19 protein-coding genes are annotated in these 15,416 nt (G+C 66.0%); 16 read left to right on the forward strand and 3 right to left on the reverse strand.

Features of this window, described 5'->3' with window-relative positions; all coding sequences use genetic code 11:
• Positions 1–31 precede the first annotated feature (31 nt).
• The 6 genes from I1E95_RS16175 (at position 32) to I1E95_RS16200 (ending at position 6,737) form a co-directional block, all read left to right on the forward strand.
• Positions 32–412, forward strand: a complete 381-nt coding sequence (locus I1E95_RS16175; RefSeq protein WP_197164004.1) for a hypothetical protein — start codon at positions 32–34, stop codon at positions 410–412.
• A 4-nt stretch (positions 413–416) separates the two neighbouring features.
• Complete coding sequence (locus I1E95_RS16180) at positions 417–938, forward strand: hypothetical protein (RefSeq protein WP_197164005.1); 522 nt, start codon at positions 417–419, stop codon at positions 936–938.
• Positions 939–967: 29 nt separating this feature from the next.
• Entirely contained in the window at positions 968–2,638 is a 1,671-nt protein-coding gene (locus I1E95_RS16185) for a terminase (protein ID WP_231594716.1), read from the forward strand.
• A 3-nt stretch (positions 2,639–2,641) separates the two neighbouring features.
• Positions 2,642–3,298 carry a sigma factor gene (locus tag I1E95_RS16190; protein ID WP_197164009.1) on the forward strand — a complete coding sequence of 219 codons (657 nt, stop codon included), beginning with the start codon at positions 2,642–2,644 and terminating at the stop codon, positions 3,296–3,298.
• A 1,319-nt stretch (positions 3,299–4,617) separates the two neighbouring features.
• On the forward strand, positions 4,618–6,222 hold the full coding sequence (locus I1E95_RS16195) for a DUF4055 domain-containing protein (RefSeq protein ID WP_231594717.1): 1,605 nt from the start codon (positions 4,618–4,620) through the stop codon (positions 6,220–6,222).
• Positions 6,219–6,737 carry a hypothetical protein gene (locus tag I1E95_RS16200; protein WP_197164011.1) on the forward strand — a complete coding sequence of 173 codons (519 nt, stop codon included), beginning with the start codon at positions 6,219–6,221 and terminating at the stop codon, positions 6,735–6,737. The genes I1E95_RS16195 and I1E95_RS16200 overlap by 4 nt, the downstream gene beginning before the upstream one ends.
• Before the next feature lie 553 nt (positions 6,738–7,290).
• Here I1E95_RS16200 and I1E95_RS17155 read toward each other — a convergent pair.
• Positions 7,291–7,422, reverse strand: a complete 132-nt coding sequence (locus I1E95_RS17155; protein WP_254950587.1) for a hypothetical protein — start codon at positions 7,420–7,422, stop codon at positions 7,291–7,293.
• Between the two features lie 145 nt (positions 7,423–7,567).
• Between I1E95_RS17155 and I1E95_RS16205 the strand changes: the two genes are divergently transcribed.
• The 4 genes from I1E95_RS16205 (at position 7,568) to I1E95_RS16220 (ending at position 9,713) form a co-directional block, all read left to right on the forward strand.
• Positions 7,568–8,464, forward strand: a complete 897-nt coding sequence (locus tag I1E95_RS16205) for a hypothetical protein (RefSeq protein WP_197164012.1) — start codon at positions 7,568–7,570, stop codon at positions 8,462–8,464.
• Between the two features lie 9 nt (positions 8,465–8,473).
• The gene (locus I1E95_RS16210) at positions 8,474–8,860 is read left to right on the forward strand and encodes a hypothetical protein (protein ID WP_197164014.1); all 387 of its coding nucleotides are present in this window, start codon (positions 8,474–8,476) and stop codon (positions 8,858–8,860) included.
• 383 nt (positions 8,861–9,243) lie between these two features.
• Positions 9,244–9,537 (forward strand): hypothetical protein, encoded by a 294-nt coding sequence (locus tag I1E95_RS16215; protein WP_197164016.1) that lies wholly within the window; start codon positions 9,244–9,246, stop codon positions 9,535–9,537.
• Positions 9,537–9,713, forward strand: a complete 177-nt coding sequence (locus I1E95_RS16220) for a hypothetical protein (protein WP_197164018.1) — start codon at positions 9,537–9,539, stop codon at positions 9,711–9,713. Before I1E95_RS16215 ends, I1E95_RS16220 begins: the two co-directional genes overlap by 1 nt.
• A gap of 62 nt (positions 9,714–9,775) precedes the next feature.
• Here I1E95_RS16220 and I1E95_RS16225 read toward each other — a convergent pair whose 3' ends face one another.
• Positions 9,776–10,042 carry a hypothetical protein gene (locus I1E95_RS16225; RefSeq protein ID WP_231594718.1) on the reverse strand — a complete coding sequence of 89 codons (267 nt, stop codon included), beginning with the start codon at positions 10,040–10,042 and terminating at the stop codon, positions 9,776–9,778.
• A gap of 285 nt (positions 10,043–10,327) precedes the next feature.
• Positions 10,328–10,513 (reverse strand): hypothetical protein, encoded by a 186-nt coding sequence (locus I1E95_RS16230; RefSeq protein WP_197164020.1) that lies wholly within the window; start codon positions 10,511–10,513, stop codon positions 10,328–10,330.
• A 391-nt stretch (positions 10,514–10,904) separates the two neighbouring features.
• Here I1E95_RS16230 and I1E95_RS16235 point away from each other — a divergent pair, with 391 nt between their 5' ends.
• The 6 genes from I1E95_RS16235 (at position 10,905) to I1E95_RS16260 (ending at position 15,384) form a co-directional block, all read left to right on the forward strand.
• Positions 10,905–11,777, forward strand: a complete 873-nt coding sequence (locus I1E95_RS16235; RefSeq protein WP_197164022.1) for a transglutaminase family protein — start codon at positions 10,905–10,907, stop codon at positions 11,775–11,777.
• A 132-nt stretch (positions 11,778–11,909) separates the two neighbouring features.
• Positions 11,910–12,827, forward strand: a complete 918-nt coding sequence (locus tag I1E95_RS16240) for a major capsid protein (RefSeq protein WP_197164024.1) — start codon at positions 11,910–11,912, stop codon at positions 12,825–12,827.
• 101 nt (positions 12,828–12,928) lie between these two features.
• Complete coding sequence (locus I1E95_RS16245) at positions 12,929–13,366, forward strand: hypothetical protein (RefSeq protein ID WP_197164026.1); 438 nt, start codon at positions 12,929–12,931, stop codon at positions 13,364–13,366.
• A gap of 2 nt (positions 13,367–13,368) precedes the next feature.
• Positions 13,369–13,890 (forward strand): hypothetical protein, encoded by a 522-nt coding sequence (locus tag I1E95_RS16250; RefSeq protein ID WP_231594719.1) that lies wholly within the window; start codon positions 13,369–13,371, stop codon positions 13,888–13,890.
• Between the two features lie 13 nt (positions 13,891–13,903).
• Positions 13,904–14,680 (forward strand): hypothetical protein, encoded by a 777-nt coding sequence (locus tag I1E95_RS16255; RefSeq protein ID WP_197164029.1) that lies wholly within the window; start codon positions 13,904–13,906, stop codon positions 14,678–14,680.
• 5 nt (positions 14,681–14,685) lie between these two features.
• On the forward strand, positions 14,686–15,384 hold the full coding sequence (locus tag I1E95_RS16260; protein WP_197164031.1) for a hypothetical protein: 699 nt from the start codon (positions 14,686–14,688) through the stop codon (positions 15,382–15,384).
• Positions 15,385–15,416: the final 32 nt, after the last annotated feature.

The raw sequence follows: 15,416 nt of genomic DNA on the forward strand, positions 1-15,416 counted from the left end.
ATCGTCCGGGCAAGTGTTCTGGTGCTCCTCGATGGCGGACCTCCTGCTTGCTGCTCCCCCGGCGCCAGCCGCTGATGCGGCTGCTGACGCTGATCTCGACGCCCTGCTGGACGCGGTCACCGCGCTCAAGGCCCAGCAGAAGGAACTGGAGCAGCAGCTTGAGCCGCTGTTGGAGGCCCTCAACACGGCGATGGCCAGCGGCCACTTGGATCCGTCCTTCTCCCACAACGACTGGTCCTTCTCCCACAGCCCGGGCCGGTTGACCTACGACTTCCCGGCGGCGGTGCAGCAGATCGAGAAACAGCTCAAGGCCGCCAAGGAAGCAGCGATTCAGCAGGGCAGTGCCACCGAGAAGCGCGGCAACCCCTTCTGGACGATCCGCCCCCCGAAGACCCAGCCCCTGCCGTTCTGAGCTGATGCCGTTGCGCGCTGCCAACCAGGCCGCAGCTGATCCGGTGGAGGAGCTGCGATCAGCGCCCGATCAGCAGGACGCCGATGGTGAGTCGCTGTGGGCGCCGGTAGCGGTGGATCCGAGCCGCCCGATCAGTCAGACCAATCCGCCGCGGCGGGCGCCCCATCACGCCCAGACCCCCAGGGCCACTGCCGGGGAGGTGGAACGGCGGATTGCAGAGGCCCAGCTGTGGATTGCACAACGGTTGCCGCTGCTGGAGATCAGGGCAAAAGCGGGCGAAAGCTGGGGGGTGAGCAACGTCAAGACGGTCAATCGCTATCTCGACCTGGCACGGATGCGCATGGTGGAGGAGCTGATCTCCGACCGGCGCCGGCACCAGGCCGAACAGATTTTCGCGCTGAATGACTGCGCCCGCCGGGCGATGGATGCCGAGCAGTTTTCTGCTGCCGTCGGTGCCTTCCGTGTGATCGCGGAGATCGGCGGGCTGCTGCGGGCGCCGATCAAGCCACCCGAGGCGAAAAGCTGATGGGCCGCATCGCCTCCATTGGCAGGCCCATGGCCATCGTCCCCAGCGACGGTGGCCTGCTGCTGGACCCCGTCACCGACCGCTGGGCGGACTGGGGTCTGCTCGGTGCTCCCGATCCCGACCGGGCGACAACGACCGCCGCTGAGCTGTCGTTCGATGGATTCATCGGACGTGCCTTTCCGAGCTTCCAGCGCTCGCGCTTCTCGGAGGTACTGATCGAACTGCTCCAGCAGGTGGCCGATGGTGCTCTGACCCGGCTGATCGTCTGCTGTCCGCCACGGGCAGGTAAATCCGTGCTGGTTTCGCGGCTGTTCCCCGCCTACTGGGTGAGCCGCCACCCGGAGCTGTTCTGCGCCATCGCCAGCTACTCCGGTGAGCTGGCCTATGCCCACTCCAGGGAAGCTCGCCACTACTACCGAATCACTGGCCACGCCCTCTCCAAGGATTCCGCTGCCGTGGGCAACTGGCTCACGCCCCAGCGGGGCGGCTGCATCGCCGCCGGCGTGAGGGGGCCGTTCACGGGCAAGGGCTACAACCTCGGGATCATCGATGACCCCTACAAGGGGCCAGAGGACGCCAAGTCGGCCCTGCAGCGCGAACGGCTGATCGACTGGCTCAAGAGTGTCTGGTTCACACGGGCCGAACCGGGCCTGACGGCAGAAGGCGCTCTGCTCCCGGCGGCGCAGGTGGTGGTGCAGACCCGCTGGGACCATCACGACATGACCGCCTGGCTGCTCGAGCAGGAGAGCCAGGAAAACCCGGAGCACTGGACGGTGCTTAACCTGCCGGCGTTCGCTGAGCCGGAGGCGATTTCGATGCAGATTCCGCATACCTGCACGAAAGTCCCCGACTGGCGCCAGCCGGGCGAACCGCTCTGCCCCGAGCGGGTGCCGCTGGCAGTCCTCCAGCGCATCCGCACCCGCCTGGGGTCCTACTGGTGGAACGCCCTCTACCAGCAACGGCCAAGCCCGGCGGAGGGCCTGCTGTTCCGCAAGGGCTGGATTCAGCCACCGCTGCCAATCGCCCCGGGTCACCCCCGCCGCTTTGCGCCGCTGGTGCTGAGCTGTGACCTGAGCTTCAAGGACGGCAAGGAGAACGACGCTTGCGGCTTTGCCCTGCTCGGCCTGCTGGAACCGCAGCGGCATCCGGCGTTGGATGCGCGGCGACAGGGACTGGCTCTGGCTGCCAATGCCGCCGGAGCTCATGGGGCCTCCAGGGGTGTGAATACCACTCACCCCCCTGCGTGCAGCCCAGACCCATGGGCGGAACTGCAGATCGAGGCGCTTTGGGCCCACCGGCAGCGGCTCGATCTGCCGGGGGTGATCAAGTTCCTACTGGCCTCACTCGCGTCGCTGGAGCGTCAGGGCCTGCGGCCCAATGCCGTGCTGATCGAGGACGCGGCGAACGGCCCGGCGGTCTGCCAGCTGCTCAAACGCCAGCTGCCGGGCTTGATCGCCATCCCGCCCAGGGGCAGCAAGGCCTCCCGTGCCCATGCCGTGGCCCCCTTGGTGGAGGCGGGCCAGGTGCGCTTTGCCCGCAAGGCCGACTCCCTGGTGGAAGAGCTGCTGGCCTTCTCGCCCCGGGGCGGGGTGGATGACCAGGTGGATGCCTTCTGCCAGGGGGTGCTCTGGATCGAGGCCCAGTTCTGGCGGGGTCGGGGCTACGGCAGCTCGCCGGTGCCGATGGTGTTCAGCCGCTGAGCCATGACCGACGCCATCGCCCGACCCCTGCGAACGCCCTCCTGCCGCGGAACGGTCGGCCAGCTGGATCTGCCACTGCGGCCGCCGGTGGTGGCGACGTGTCTGCCGCGGCCCAGCAGTACCCAGCGCGTTCGGATCGGTCCTCGACCGCGGCCGCGCCCCCAGCACCAGGGCGATGCCGTTCAGCTGGTGATCGCCTTCCCGGCCAAGCCGCGGCGCCATCGGCCTGTGAATCCTCACGCCAAGGCCAACGCTCTGGCGCTTCAGCACCGCGACATAGCCGCCACCGTGGCCGGCAACATCTCCCGCCGCACCGGCCACCCGAAAGAAGACCTGGAGCAGATTGCCATGCTCGGCATCATTCAGGCTGCCCGTCGCTATTCACCAGAGCGGGGAGCCTTTCGGCCCTATGCCCGCACCTATGCCAATGGGGAGGTGTATCACTACCTCAGGGACAAGGGCTTCTTGATCAAGGTGCCGGCCTCCTGGCGGGAGCTGTATGCCAGGGGGCAGAAGCTGATGCGACTGGGGGCCGATGAAGACCACATTCCCGAGCTCATAGCAATCAGCATGTCTCGGTGGAGAGAAATAAAAACAGCATGCAACCAGAGAGTCTTGGCTTTCGATGTATTCGACGGCAACTCAGGCGACTGTGAATAAAAGCATCGCACGAATCAAGCAAGATGGCAAAGGGCGGCCCTTCGCAAAAGTTCCAATGCTGACAGCATTAAACAAAGAAAGTTAGAACATGGATCGCCACTGCACAAGCCATAGAGCAATCCGACGCGGAGCAAGAGGACTAAAGGACTATAGAGACTTAGGCCTGAAATGTCTTTGCGCGCCGCTAAGTGGCTTCAGTGTTGTGAAGTCGCATCGCTCAAAAAGCTCATTCATCCACTCGCTTTCAGAGCCATCTCCCATTTGACTTGGCAGTCTAAGACCAAGCTGGTGAAGCGATTCATTCCAGATAACTCCATAGTGCGCAGCCGCAAAAGACCTCTTAATGCCTACAAGCTGAGGCGCCCCTCCTGACAATGGGTCACCAGATGAGCGCAGCGAATCGCAAAATCCGCTGAAAATCGCTCTGCTTGTTCCACCTTGCTCAGACTTTTTCCAGCGTTCAATATGTTCGCGGACTGTGTTGGCTCCCGATCCCTCGGCATGAATTAGGCCCGAAACGCTGGGAAGCGGTAACTCTTGTGAAGTCCAGCAAGAGGTCGCTGAGTCATAAGCAATCAGATATGCATAAAAGCGCGAGTCCATATTCATGCCGACTCGACAGCAGTACAGAATATTGAACGATCGTCTATCGGGGACTTCTCCAGGAAAAGAGTCGTGGCTGCTCCTTGCACAATCCAGGATCTGACAAACCCTCGACGCGGGGTCGCGCAGATTCCCAAGAGCTTTGCTGGAGATAATTTCTGTTAGCTGCGATAAAAATATTGAAGGAAAAAGCGCAACGCCTGCATACCCAAAAATCTCTGGAGTTGAGTTGCAGGCAAAAACCTTGCGACCATGATCCCAGGTAGCGGCTTCTCCCCAAGAAATACGACTATCGCTCGCTATATAAATGGAGGCAGGGCCTCTTGAGTCAACCCCGACCCATGAGACAACTGAAGTCACTTCCTGGGACCTGGATGGTTGGAGGAGGAAAGCCTAGGGCTACGAGGCGACACCCAGCCACCACCCGGAGGGTTGCCCCAGGTGGTAGGTCCTCCGACCTCGCCTCCCGCGTGGTGGAAGGCCTGGGAGTCGCTCTGTGGCTGGTGCCGTCAATTGGCCAGCCAAATCAAACTTAATGCATCGGGCGCGCTTGGGATGCCAGCGAAGAGCCTCGCAAGAATTGAGTTCATCTAATCAGCAACCTCTGGAGACTTTTCTTGTAGTCTTCTTGCCTCGGAGAAACTATACAAACGCAACCTGCGTTTTGTGTCGCATTGGTCATGGCCAAGGTTTTGGCAATAGAGGCAAGTGGCTTAATGACTTCTGTGGCCATCGTCGAGAACAGCTTTCTCTTTGCGGGATTCATGCCATGGCGACAGCACCCCACCCTGACCGCCCTGCAGCCCTCCCTGCAGATCACCGCCGACTGCTGGGCCCTGCTCGCCGCCCCTGACGGCAGCAGCCGCAAGGAGCACTACCTCCCCAAGGGCGAGCGTGAACCGGACACCGCTTACCGCAAGCGTCTCGATGCCGCCCGTCCCTCGGGCTTCTTCCGCGACGCCCTGCGCACGTATGCCGGCATGCTCAGCCGGGGCAGCTGGATCAGCCTTCCGGCAAGCCTGACCTCAGTGCTAACTGACGTGGATGGTCGGGGCACGGACCTGGGTGTGTTCCTGGCGGCGGCCGACCTGCTGGTGCTGCGGGACGGCGCCGCTCTGGTGCTGGTGCTGCCACCCGAGCACAGCTGGCCCAGCGAGGGGGACCGTCAGGAGGCCCTGCGCCGCGGTGATCGCCTCTCCCTGCCCCGGCTGCAGCTGGTTCCCCGCTCGAACTGCCTGAACTGGGAGCTGCCTGTCTCCTATGGCCTGCCGGGCCGGATCATCTGGCGCGAGCCGGTGAATCGGCCAATCAGCGCCGAGCCCCCTGACAGCGAAGGGGCTGTGACGGAGCAGATCAACGCCCTGCTGGGCGATGCCGACGCCCCCGACCGCTGGCACTACCGCAGCCTCTCGCTGCTCACCCCCGGTGATGCCGTGACCGGCCTGCAACTAGCCCACCACCCGGTCTGCGCCGACCCCCAGGCCACCAGCGGCTGGCGCTGTGATGAGCCGGTGGTCACCACCTATGAGGGCATCCACCGCCTGCCGGCCTGCTGGTACACCTCCGATGGCTCGGCCTTCGGGGAGGGAGACCTGCCGCACCTGGGCCTTGCCCACCAGTACCTCAACCACTTCCGCTGCAAGAGCGAATACGAGGAGCTGCTCTCCAGGACTGCTCTCCCCGTTGGCGTCCGTAAGGGAATGGTCGATGCCATGGGCAACAGTCAGGCCGGCCCCGTCGTGCTGGGCCCGAACACCTGCATGGACTTGCCCTCGGACGCCTCCTTTGAGTTCGTGGAGATCCGGGCCCGCTCCTTGGCGGAGCACCGGGCCTGGCTGCAGATCCTTGACGACACCATGCGCCGCGATGCCCTCATTCCCAGCCAAAACCGGGGCGCCGCCCGCACCGAGATGGAGATCAGCCTCACCGCCAGCCAGAGCTATGCCCTGCTGCAGGCGATGGCGATCCAGAAGGCGTCGCTGTTCTCCACGCTCCTGCAGCACTGGTGTGCCCTCACCGGTGAACCCCTGGATCCGGGCGCCGGCTTGCAGGTGACCGTCAGCCCGCTCACCCCACCGATCCAGCCGCAGCCCCAGGTGAAGGAATGGATTGAGCTCTTCGACAAGGGGGTGATCAGCCGGGAGGAGCTCCGGCACCAGCTGGCCCTGGCGACGGCCAATGCAATCAGCAGCCCGACCCTCGATGACAGCCCTGCCACGAGGGCTGGGGAGGGGCGCCAAGCCCCGGAACCCAGGGCTGCTGAGAGCTCAGCGCCGGTGCATCGCAGGCAAGAGGAGTCAGCCGCACCTGCAGCCGCATGAGCCAGACCCCGACCGACTCGCCCTACCGCTGGCGGGCCGCTGACCTGGAGGGGATTCGCGTTGCCCTCTCGATCCCAACCCAGATGGCCGCAATCCGCGCCATCAACGACGCCATGGCGGATCTCGAGCAGCTCTACCCCGATGCCATCCTCACAGCCCGCCGCGAGCTCGATGCCATCGCCGCCATCGACACCGAGCTGGCGGGGCTGAGCCCTGAGCAGCTGCAGGCGCCGATCGAGACCCGCCGAAAGGCCGTCGGCCCCGATGCCCTGCCGGAGGACGGCACCCTGCCGGTCAAAAAGGCGGACGTGATCGAGTACGACACCGAGCTGCTGCGGGAGGAGACCATCACCCGCTACGGCGAGGGACTCTCAATCGAGCAGGCATTGCGGCGCCAACGGGGCAGCCATGCCCAGGCCCTGCTGCTGATGCTCCCCACCCTGGCGAACTGGAGCCGCGACCCGCAGCTGAGCGCCCAGGGCGGCGCGTTCACCACTGCACTGGCGCGGGGCTGAGCCATGACGACTACACCCGCATCGGGGGAGCAGTCGCCTGCTGCCCTGCCTCCATCGGCGCTGCAGCCCTACGCCAATGCCCGCATCCTGCTGTTCTCCAATGCGCTGCCGGGGGTGCTGGATTCCGAGCGCACCGGCCGCTTCCTGTTCGAGGGATTCCTCAAGCGCCTGCGGGGGATCTCCAGCAAGGAAAACGCTCCAGGCCTCGACACCGGCGACTTCACCTACGAGGGCTACCTCACCCGCGGCGCCGTGCTGCCGCTGACACCGTCCCAGCCCTGGGACTGGTTAGCCACGGACATCGCCTGGAGCACCAGTGGCATCCGGCCGGTGTCTGCCACGACCCCGGCGCTGCTCACCCCATGCTTCGGGGCCGTTTGGCTGGGGCCGCTGACTGAGCTGCGCACCCACGGCCTGCTCCCCTCCCCCAGCCGGGGGCAGTTGGCCGCCTTCTCGGTCTCGTTCGCTACACCTACGAGGACGTGGAGCTGTGGCTGGCGCGGCAGCTGGAACTGTCGCGGGGCTGACTCAACTGCTCAGAACGAAAGAGGCCCTACTTCTTGGCGCCTTCGGTGTTGGTGTCGCTGCTGTTCTGGTGGCCGTTCAGGTGCTTCTCACAGGCCATGGCACCGCTGCCTCCCAACACCGCTGCGGCGAGTAACGCAATCGAGAGCAGGCGCTTCACGGGGGGCAGGCATCTGCGGTTGACCGTAGGCAGCTCGGGCTCCTTCGGCTGTGCTCCACTGCGTTCTCCTCACAGATCGATGGCTGGCAATAGCTGAGGAGCACAGCCCGGACGGGGTGCTCCTCCACGACAGCCGCGATGGGTCATGGCCACTGCCACTGCTTCTTCCACCTCCAGCACCACCGCCTCCAGCGGCCAGGGCGCTGACGACAATTACGCCGCCACCGGCCAGCCCGGTGAGACCACGACCACTGGTGGTCCCTCGGGCGACTCCAACGGCGCCGGCGGCCAGGGCGGCACTGCTGCCAGCGGCGGCGACAGCTCCGGCGCTGCTCAATCCGAGGCCGGTGCTCCACCTGCGGACGACAGCCGCCTCACCGAGCCCCTGCGGGCCGAACGGCGCAAGAGCAACCAGCTTGAAAAAGAAATCCGCACCCTGCGGCAGCAGCTGAACCGCTTCTCGGAGATCAACCCCGAGGAGTACGCCCGCCTGCAGGAGGCCGAACGGCAGAAGCAGATCCTCGAGCAGCAGATGGAGCTGCGCGAACGGCAGATGGAAGAAGCTTCCGCCCAGAAGGTGGCCGCCGTCGCCGCTGAGCGCGACGAGGCCAAGCAGCAGATCCTGCAGCTGCGCAAGGACCGCCTGCTGGAGCGTGCTTTCTCCCAGGCCGAGGGCCGCACGGGTGGCGATGCCAGGGGCACGTTCTTCGACATCTTCAAAGGCCAGCTGGGCACCTGCTTCCGCCTGACCACTGGCGGTGACTGCAAGGACGTGCTCGAACCGCTCGACTCCCAGGGCAAGCCGCTGCTGGGTGATGACGGCCGTCCGATGACCACCACCGAGTTCCTCGATCAGATGCGGGTGCACCCCGTCTACGGCTTCCTGTTCCAGCAGCGGGGCCCGGCCGGGATGCAGGCCGCCGGAGGCCTGACGGTGTCGGGCATCGGCAGCAACGGCGAGCCGATCAACCCTCAGGCGATGTCGGCCTCTGAGCTCTATCGGGCGTCCTTCGCGGTGAATGGCCGCGGGGCTCGGCGCTGAGACCAGTCGATGGCAAGGCGACCCCACAGCTTCTACGCCGGCCTCTCCTTCCGACCGCCGGAGCTCGTGGCTGCTGCCGCCCGCCGTGCCCTGGAGCGCCGGGCCCAGCAGCCGCCCTCCAACCGGGGCATGACGCCGGTGGGGCTGGCGCGAGCCCGGCAGCTGCTCCATCGCCAGGAGCTCTCTCCCCAGACGATTGATCGGATGGTGAGCTACTTCGCTCGCCACGAAGTCGACAAGCAGGGCTCCAGCTGGGAGAGCTACGGCAAGGGCCGGCAGGCCTGGGATGGCTGGGGCGGTGATCCCGGCCGCCGCTGGGCCAGTGCTGTCGCGCGGCGGATGGATGCGGCGGAGCAAGCAGCTCAGCGCTCAACCAAACAACCCCGCCTCCGCTGACGCGCGAGCCGATCAACCCCGTCACTGCCCGGAGCCCGGAAAACACAGCCGGCCAAACGATCAACACCTCAAAAGGGGAGAAACTGACGCGAAAAAAATCGCGAATTCTCCTCATAATTTGCGTTTCAAAATCAGCTTCCTGCAACTCCTTGGAGAGCCCCGTAGCTCCTCATAGAAGAACGCAGGCTCGGGGGGGGGTATTCCCCCTGTTTCCAGGAGCGGCGCAGGGTGCCTCGGAAATTTTTCAGGTTCTGGGAAATCCCCCCTCCCTCTGGCCCTGCTGTCTTGATCGGGTCTCGTGGCAGCATCCCGATCTGCCCGCCACCAGTGGTGGAGATAGGGAGCTCATGCCACCATCGGTGGTGGCAGCGGACCCTGCGCTGATGACGGCTACCACCTTCAACGTCCAGAACCTGCGGGGGCAATCCCTGCTGTTTCGCTGTCTGGAGACGGGCTTCGTGACCACGGCACCAGCCCTCACCCGCTACCAGCAGGGCAGGGGCATCGACCCCAGCCGCCGCGAGCTGGTGGGTGAGCGACCCGAGCAGTGGTGCAGAAGTCGGCCGGTGACGATCTGCGAGCACTGCGGTGTGGCGATCAAGGGCAACCAGTGGACCGTCCGCCAACACCAGCAGAGCAAACGCTGTACGAAGGCCAGGACGCCGCTGCCGGTCTGATGGACCATCCGTTCTGGCTCCTGGTGCCCTGGCTGGTGTTCGCTGGCGGCATGGGGCTCAAGGCCTGGAAGGTGACTCGGCTGATCAACCGTCAGATGCGTCGCAGCGCCTGGGGAATCGAGCGCTATCGGGCGGAGCTGGAGCGCAGCTGGCAGCGGAGTGAGTCGGTGCGCTGAGTCAGCTGAAAGCCCCGGGGGCCGGCAGGCCCACCGGGACAAGGGGCCGCAGCCCAGGCGGCTCACAGCACCGCCACGGTGCCGAGCCGCTTGGCCTGGAGCTTGCGGGCCAGCTGATGGGCCAGCTGCGCCGGAATGAAGCGGGGCTTTTTGACCGGCAGGCCGCGGCGGCCATAGAAGACCGTGATGCGCTCGGCATCATGCGCCTTGATTCCGCCGGGATACACGAACACCGCCAGCTGGCGGATCTCGCAGCGGGGGAAAGAGGAGGCCATCACGAAGGAGGCGAGGGACACCCGCGTCAGGCCCCGGCTGTAGCGACCTGGCAAGGACGCCACACAGTGGCGCCTGGCCCGATCCTTGCCAGGGCGAGACGGCTGGGGCAGCGGTGCCCCCTTTCTCCCCCTCGCCGACCGTGAGGCCTCCGGCCCCGCGCGTGCTGAACCCCCGCCAGCTCGGTCGTTGGGTCGGCATACGGTGGATCGGTGGCCTGCCAAGTCCGCTGGGCCTCCTGGGCTGCCAGGTCCACTGGGCCTCTTGCGGTGTCTGCTGGTGTTCGCGACCAGCAGGAAGGCAGGGCCCTGGGGAGCCCCGCCGGCTGCTGGCCCTGGCCCTCAGAAGGGCAGCAGTGCTTCCAGCTCTGGATCGACCGACATGGCCGGGGCGGCTGCTTGCTGCTCGAACAGCACCTGTGAGGCCAGCTCAGCCAGCCGTGGCCAGCGCCCGCTGCAGAAAGCCAGATCTTCCAGCACCTGCCAGGAGAACTGCTGCAGCTGAGCTTTGCGGGACAGAGGGGCCATGGGAGGGCTCCGCGTAGGACCCCTCAGCCGGCGGGGGGCGGGTCAAGGGCCCGTCCACCACAACGAAGCGGAGCGCAGCGCAGCCAACGACCCAGCGGCGGGCTCGTATCACCCTTGACGCGCCCCCCGACCATGAGGAGGGCCGGAGCGGAGCCCGTTCAGGAGCTGGTGGACGTTCCTTGTTCGGAGACGCCGTTGCATCAGTAGCCCTCACGACACGCAGGCCCCCAGATCGACGGCGATTCGATCTGCAGCCCAATCGGGCACGGTCAGGCAAATGCAAACCAGCCACCTCGTCTGATCAGGACTTCCTGGCCTGGCGCCTGCTGGTCTGCCGATCGCCGTCTTATTCGAACAGCATCAAGACAGCTCTCATGCCACCCTCGCCCCCGTGCATCTGAGCATCGGTTGCAAGCTCGACCTGCGTTGTGAGCCCGCCACACCCCTGCTGACGCTGGTGCATGTCCACAGCAGCCTGGCGCCAGACCTCGTCGCGGCGGAACAGCTGCAGGTGCTGCCCGATCGCAGCTACGAGGTGCTTGCCGATCAGGTAGGCAACCGCTGGTGTCGTCTTCTGGCCCCCTCAGGAAGCACCAGCCTGAGCTATAGCGCCACGATCGAGGTTCCGGACTGCACCGATCCGGTGCTCCCCCATGTGCGTCAGTGTCCGATTCAGGCCCTGCCGATCGACGCCTATCGCTTCCTCAACGCCAGCACCTACTGCGACACCGCGGCGCTGATGGAGCTGGCCTGGAGCACCTTCGCGGGGATCACACCTGGCTGGCCGCTGGTGCAGGCCATCTGCGACTGGGTGCATGAGCGCATCCGCTTTGATTACTCCGCCTCGCAGCTGCATCAGAGCGCCAGCCAGTCCGTTGCCTCTGGTGCTGGGGTCTGCCGTGACTACGCCCATCTGGCCATCACCCTTTGCCGCTGCCTCAACATCCCCGCCCGTTACTGCACGGGCTATCTCGGCTACACCGGCATCGCCCGCGGAGAGGCACCGGTGGATTTCTCCGCCTGGTTCGAGGTGTTCCTGCAGGATCGCTGGTACGTCTTTGATGCCCGCCACAACTTTCCTCGGTGCGGGAGGGTGTTGATCGGCCGTGGCCGCGATGCTGCCGATGTGCCCTTCCTGCGGTCCTTCGGGGCGCATGAGCCGACGGGTTTCCAGGTCATCACCGAGGAGGTCGGCGCATTTGCCGCAGGTGGCCCCACTGGTGATGGGTGCGCGCCCGCGCTGGCCGGGACACTGCAGGCCTGAGCAAACGCCACCGGACCAAGCGGCCCGAAACGAGGCTCGGAGCAGATCAACTCTGCTTGACACCCCAAGGATCTGGTCCATGGCAATAGCCGGTGACGTGATCTGGGGCCGGACCCCGGGAGTGCAGCACCGATGGGCCTCACCCTGATCGAGGCAGCCAAGTACGAGACCCGCCTGGAGCACCTGGCGGTGATCAAGACCTTCGCTGAGGGCGAACTGCTCAGCTGGCTGCCGTTCATGAACATCGCCGGCGGCGGCCTCTTCTATTCCGTCGAGAAGGAGCTCCCCTCAGTGGGTTTCCGGGCGGTGAACGAGGGCTACAAGCAGAGCTACGGGGTCGTTGATCCCCAATCCGAGGCCGTGCACCTCTTTGGGGGTGACGTGGATGTGGACCGCTCGATCGTTGACCTGCAGGGCCCCGAGGCCCGGGCGGCTCAGACCGAGATGAAGGTCCGCTCGATGCGGCTCACCCTGGAGGCTGCCTTGATCAACGGTGATGCCACCGCCAGCCAGGGCCGAGGCTTTGACGGGCTGGCCAAGCGCCTTTCCCCAGGCACCGAGATGGCGCTGAACAACGGTGGCGGGGCGCTCGATTTCGACAAGCTCGATGAGCTGATCGATTCGGTGAACTCCTACGGCGGCCGGAAGTACCTGGTGATGAGCAAGGCGATGCGCCGCCAGCTCAACGCCCTCGCCCGCCAGACCGTTGGCCAGGGCGTTTACAACGTCTCGACCAACAACCTGGGGGTGATGGTGCATCACTACCAGGAGTGCCAGATCCTCACCGTCGACCGTGACGCCCAGGGCCTGGAGGTGCTGGGTTACGGCGAGGCGGGCGGCACCAGTTCGATCTACTGCTGCACCTTTGGCGACCAGGCGGTGACCGGCCTGCAGGGGCCGTTCCAGGGCCGCTATGGGATTTCGGTGCGGGACCTGGGTGAGGTGCCGGATGCGCCTGTGTTCCGCACCCGGATCGATTGGTACGTGGGCTTTGGCGTCATGCACCCCCGCGCTGCAGGCCGCCTGCACAGCATCGCCCCCATTTCCTGAGAGGCCAGGGGCCCCTTTGTGACTGGGCTGGGGCTGCGTTAGTTGGCCCTTCGGACCTCGACCACTGCTGTTTCTGCTCCTTCCGTACTGGAGATCGACCGATGACACGCCTCAAAGCCAACGCCCTGCTGGATGCCGCCACGGTGCTGGTGGGCTGGACCAACCGCTCCGCCACCCGCGACACCGAGAAGGTGTTCACCAGCGGTGAGGTGGTCAAGCTCAACACCAAGCTCGATGCCGCCTCCCAGTTCTCCCTGCTGGTCTCTCACCCGGGCCACAGCGATGCGGTGACGGTGGTGCTGCACCTGGCGCCCGAACTCCGCGACGGAACGATGGGCACCTTTGTCCCTGTCGCCACCGTCGCGGTGCCTGCCGAGGGCGGCCGGGTGGAGGCCTACATCAGCGGCCACGACATCCTGCTGGACACAGCCGATGTGGATAACGCCGACCTGCCGGCGCTCTGCTTTGCCAAGGCCGTCGTCACCCCCTCCACCCCTGAGGGGATGGTCGTCGGCCTGACCGCCACCCTGCCGGCCTGACCATGACAGGACCGCAGATGACGGGAATGGCCGCTCAGGGTCCGCTTCCCGCTGGGATGCTGCGCATCCGCCTGGGCAACCAGGAGCGCTATGTCTGGCCGGTGCACCTGCCCGGCTGGCTGGGGCTCGGCTGGCGGGTTGCCGGGGCCGAGGCCACAGCCGGAGCGTCATCGGCTGGGGGCGCCGCAGCAGAGCCGCCAGCACCCATCGCCGCGGCTGCATCCGAGCTGCTGGAGCTGGATGATGCAAAACCTGCATCAACCCGCGGTCGCCGAGGCCGGCGCCGCAAGGACGAGGCCCTGCCCGTGGAACCGGCTGACACCGGCGCCGGCACCGTCAGCGATAACAGCGACAGCGATGCAAGCGGCAAAGAGCTCAGCAAACAGGAGCAGGACGCTGAACCCCCTGCTGCTGGCGGCTCAGAGCCGGATCCAGATCCCGACCTCGCTGTTGATCCATCGCCCGATGCAGAACTCGCTCTCACCGCCCTGCCGGATGACCTCTTCGACGACCCGCTGATCTGATCCCCTGCTGGCCATGCCCTACCCCCTGCCCCAGCAACCCAGCACCGTGGGCGGTCAACGGGTACGGCTGCTTCCACCCGTCGGCTGCCCAGGGTTAGAGCAGTGGGTGCTGCCGATGGAGTTCAGCCGCTGGGCCGAGCTGGGCTACCGCAAGGGCCCCATCCCTGCCGATGACCTCGAACTCTTCTGGCTGCCGGCCGACAGCCGCTGGAACGAACCCATCGGCTCGGCTGCCATCGAGCTGCTGATCAACCCCCGCTACACGGTGCCCACACCGATCTCGGTGACCTGGGGCGACGGCAGCAGCAACGTGGTGCCCTGGCCCGCGGTCTCCAGGCAGGCGCCGCGGCTGCGGCACGTCTACGCCCAGCGGGCCGATGTGACCGTGCAGGTGCAGCTGGGGATGCTGATCGCCACCCTCCGCGTCGCCCTGGTGGGTTGCCCGGTGCCACCCCAGCAACTGCTGAAAAACCGCGACGGCGGCGGCGGCACCGGTGGTGTGATCCAGCCGTTGATCCCCAGCGGCGGCATCACCGGTGAGCCCTACGACGGCCGCCATGCCGTGGTCTGGCGCCTACGGATCCACCCGAATGGTGGCTTGGGTTTCCTGCCGGACCCCAGCAGCGGTGAGCCGGCCCTGGCGGTGGTGCAGGAATCAGGCGTCGGCAGTAGGGCCACCCGCTGGTATTCCGGCGACGGCCCACCACCAACCACCCTGCAGCCGCCACCGGCCGTGGGCGACTTCTACCTGGACCGGCTGAGCGGGCAGGTCTACGAACTTTCCGCTTGATCGCCGTGCCCGATACGAACAAGGGCTTGGCGGAACGGGTGGAGGTGTTCACCCGTGCCACCAGCGATGCCCTGCAGAAGGCTGTGGGCGAGGTGCTCGATGCCAAGGGTCCCTGGCAGCTGCTTTATCGCCTCTCGCGCATCGTGCTGCTCGGCCTGGTGCTCTACACCGCCTGGCTGCTGATCACCCTGCAGCCGGAGCTGGCCAAACGCATGGCCACTCCGCAGGCCCAGAGCCTGCAGGAGCAGGTGCGTGCCCGCCAGGGCCAGGTGCAGACGCTGCTCCGCACTGCGATTGAAACCAACCGCTCGGGCCTGCACACCCTGGCCCTCTTGCAGTGGAACGGCGGCAGCAGCGTGACCGTGCTGGCAGCCGATGGCCGCAGCAACCAGCTGGGGATGAGGCCGGGTCAAGAACCGCTGCTCGGCGTCGAGATGGCCGAGGCCCTGGGTCACGCTGCCCTGGGCCTGTGCGCCAGCGACGAATCCGGCGCTCTGCCGATGGCGGTGCGTTCCGTGGCCACGGGCAACGGCATGCTGCTGCTCTGCCCGGTGGGTTGCAGCAGCACAGAGCGCAGCAAGGGACTGCTGCTGGCGCTCTACGACCAAGAGCGGCCAGAGTCCCCTGGTGGCTTGCACGAGCGTCAGCAGAAGCAGTTGCAGCTGATTTCCCAGCGACTCGGCCAGCTCCTGGAGCAGCGCTGAGCGCAACTCCAAATTTGGCGTCGATTAGGAGT

This window comes from Synechococcus sp. CBW1107 (genome assembly GCF_015841355.1).
Taxonomy (GTDB): Bacteria; Cyanobacteriota; Cyanobacteriia; order PCC-6307; family Cyanobiaceae; genus Regnicoccus_A.

Excerpts from the sequence above, each read along its gene's own strand:
- I1E95_RS16175 (WP_197164004.1), top strand. The coding sequence starts at position 32 with ATGGCGGACCTCCTGCTTGCTGCTCCCCCGGCGCCAGCCGCTGATGCG.
- I1E95_RS16180 (WP_197164005.1), top strand. The coding sequence starts at position 417 with ATGCCGTTGCGCGCTGCCAACCAGGCCGCAGCTGATCCGGTGGAGGAG.
- I1E95_RS16185 (WP_231594716.1), top strand. The coding sequence starts at position 968 with ATGGCCATCGTCCCCAGCGACGGTGGCCTGCTGCTGGACCCCGTCACC.
- I1E95_RS16190 (WP_197164009.1), top strand. The coding sequence starts at position 2,642 with ATGACCGACGCCATCGCCCGACCCCTGCGAACGCCCTCCTGCCGCGGA.
- I1E95_RS16195 (WP_231594717.1), top strand. The coding sequence starts at position 4,618 with ATGACTTCTGTGGCCATCGTCGAGAACAGCTTTCTCTTTGCGGGATTC.
- I1E95_RS16200 (WP_197164011.1), top strand. The coding sequence starts at position 6,219 with ATGAGCCAGACCCCGACCGACTCGCCCTACCGCTGGCGGGCCGCTGAC.
- I1E95_RS16205 (WP_197164012.1), top strand. The coding sequence starts at position 7,568 with ATGGCCACTGCCACTGCTTCTTCCACCTCCAGCACCACCGCCTCCAGC.
- I1E95_RS16210 (WP_197164014.1), top strand. The coding sequence starts at position 8,474 with ATGGCAAGGCGACCCCACAGCTTCTACGCCGGCCTCTCCTTCCGACCG.
- I1E95_RS16215 (WP_197164016.1), top strand. The coding sequence starts at position 9,244 with ATGACGGCTACCACCTTCAACGTCCAGAACCTGCGGGGGCAATCCCTG.
- I1E95_RS16220 (WP_197164018.1), top strand. The coding sequence starts at position 9,537 with ATGGACCATCCGTTCTGGCTCCTGGTGCCCTGGCTGGTGTTCGCTGGC.
- I1E95_RS16230 (WP_197164020.1), bottom strand. The coding sequence starts at position 10,513 with ATGGCCCCTCTGTCCCGCAAAGCTCAGCTGCAGCAGTTCTCCTGGCAG.
- I1E95_RS16240 (WP_197164024.1), top strand. The coding sequence starts at position 11,910 with ATGGGCCTCACCCTGATCGAGGCAGCCAAGTACGAGACCCGCCTGGAG.
- I1E95_RS16245 (WP_197164026.1), top strand. The coding sequence starts at position 12,929 with ATGACACGCCTCAAAGCCAACGCCCTGCTGGATGCCGCCACGGTGCTG.
- I1E95_RS16250 (WP_231594719.1), top strand. The coding sequence starts at position 13,369 with ATGACAGGACCGCAGATGACGGGAATGGCCGCTCAGGGTCCGCTTCCC.
- I1E95_RS16255 (WP_197164029.1), top strand. The coding sequence starts at position 13,904 with ATGCCCTACCCCCTGCCCCAGCAACCCAGCACCGTGGGCGGTCAACGG.